A 2229-nucleotide genomic window follows, 5' to 3' on the forward strand; every position below is an offset into this window, starting at 1 on the left:
AAACTGAAAACAAATGAACCAGAGACATAAAAGGTTGGGATGATTAGTTAATGTTGTGCAACGGCCACTCAAGAAAAAGGTAAGAGCCCTTCTGGCGGCGAAGAATAAGAAATTATTAAGTCATAGCGAGACGCTACAACTAGAGAGGGACACTACAACTAGAAAAGAATTATCTGGTCTGTGGCACACCAACCGGTAGTTTAAAATCACTTGCATTCAGCCACGGAAACACAGAACACACGGAAAATTTTCCAGAAGGTTTGGGCGATCGCAACTCCCCTCCTTTTTTCAAGGAGGGGGTGCGGATGGAACGTGAATAGGGAGGGGTGGTTATTACAATGAATCTACCTCCCTTAATCCTAAAAAAGATTAAACCATAGAAGAAAATATAAGTACCTCAGCCCATCAGAGCCAGTACTTTGGCAAAGCAAATGCAATCCCTCTCCTGAAAGAGAAGGAATGAAAGGCTGTAAGTAAAACGCTACAACTAGAAAAGCTCGGTTTGGTTATGTTTCTATCAAGAAAAGGGTAAGAGCCCTCTGGGAGTGAAGAAAAAGCAATCATTTCCATCTGCCTTTCATTTAGTAATAACTACTACACAGCTTTACATAATAGTTTACATAATGAATAGAAATAGAGTGTAACCACTCGTTTTCCCCTATATTGCCCCATCAATCGACTCACTTCGATTAGACTATTTTGAAAAGCCTCGCTAGGAGTAATCGTAGCGGGGCTTTATCATAGGCTATTATTATCTTCTTTTGGCTACAGGCCCAACTCTTTGGTTGTAATTGACCTATCCAAGTCAACGTAATGTCATCATTTTCTCACAATCTGTGGTTGTAAAATTAAAACAATGATTACATGATAATTACTTAAACATAGCTTCTTATTTTTGCACCAAAATACCTCAAATGATCCCCAAGCGTCTTTACCAATTAGGCATTTTGTTGTTAACAGCATTGTCAATCATGCCTTTAGGGTTTTTATACATTCTGGCTGATATCTTGTATCTGCTCATCTATCATGTTTTTGGGTATCGTAAAAAAGTGGTGAGAGAGAATTTGCGCAATGCACTTCCTGAAAGAAAATTAGCCGAAATTATTGCCATAGAAAAGACTTTTTTCAGGTACCTGGCTGCTTTAATACTGGAGGTTGTAAAGGCAAAAAGTATTTCTAAAAAACAGCTTCAAAAAAGGGTAAAGTTTAAAAATAGGGATCTCGTTGAAGCATACCTCAATAATAATGAAAGCGTAATTTTTTGCTCTTCACACTATGGAAATTATGAATGGGTATGTATGGCTATTGGTATGGCTTTTTCAGCGCAGCATTATCCCATTTATAAACCGGTAAGTAATAAGTCTTTTGATAACTGGTTTTTAAAAATGAGAAGTAAATTTGGAAATAGGATGGTATCCATGCGCCAAACCCTCAGAACAATTCAAGCCAGTAAAGAGCAACTAACCATATTTACTTTTGGTAGCGATCAGGCACCTTCAAAAGACGATTCTCAATACTGGACAACACTTTTGCATCAAGATGCCGCTATTCAGTTGGGCGTTGAAAAAATAGCCCGAAAAACCAATAGGCCTGTGTTTTACCTCAAAACCAGCTATGTCAAAAGAGGTTATTATGAGGTAGATTGTATCCCGGTTTGTCTAGCTCCAGCCGAGACTAAGGAATTCGAAATCACAGAAATGCATACCCGTTTGTTAGAAGACTTGATCAGGGAAGAACCTGCATACTGGTTATGGAGTCATCGCAGATGGAAGTATAAACCAACCATCTCAGCAATTAAACAGACTTTCTCAGATAGTGTTCCTGTTGGTTAACAGACTGGTGAGGATTTAAATGTAATAATTCCAATCATATAAGCCATAGAAGAAAATTTAAGTGCTTCAGCCTATCATAAGCTAGCGGAAATACAATCCCTTTCCTAAATCCGCATTAAGATTCCCCCCAGCGAAGGAATGACGGGCGTTGAGGTGGTCTGCACAATGCTAATTTCCGTTCAAACCCAACAGTTCTTTCCCAAGTACGTTCTCCGGCCTAGCAGCATTTCGCCGGATAGGGCATCAATGGGTTACGAGTTGCGAGCTGTGGGTCAGGGTTGTCCGGTAAACTGGAAAAAAAGGGAAAAAAATAGGGGCCAAAGCCCCTACATAGTTTAGATTTGAAGTTCTCAAGCTTTAAAAATAAACCATGCGCAAAAATACATTTTTTACCGGA

Annotated in this window: 2 protein-coding genes; one reads left to right on the forward strand and one right to left on the reverse strand. The window is 39.2% G+C overall.

The features are described from left to right. Positions 1 to 914 precede the first annotated feature (914 nt). Positions 915 to 1832: a lysophospholipid acyltransferase family protein gene (locus tag BMX11_RS23985; protein WP_090890138.1), complete on the forward strand. Its 918-nt coding sequence runs from the start codon at positions 915 to 917 to the stop codon at positions 1830 to 1832. 217 nt (positions 1833 to 2049) lie between these two features. Here the strand turns inward: BMX11_RS23985 and BMX11_RS24620 are convergent. Beyond that, positions 2050 to 2229: hypothetical protein (locus tag BMX11_RS24620; protein WP_217643913.1), on the reverse strand; the 180-nt coding region annotated here is incomplete at its 5' end.

Source organism: Pedobacter rhizosphaerae (assembly GCF_900111155.1).
Lineage (GTDB): Bacteria > Bacteroidota > Bacteroidia > Sphingobacteriales > Sphingobacteriaceae > Pedobacter > Pedobacter rhizosphaerae.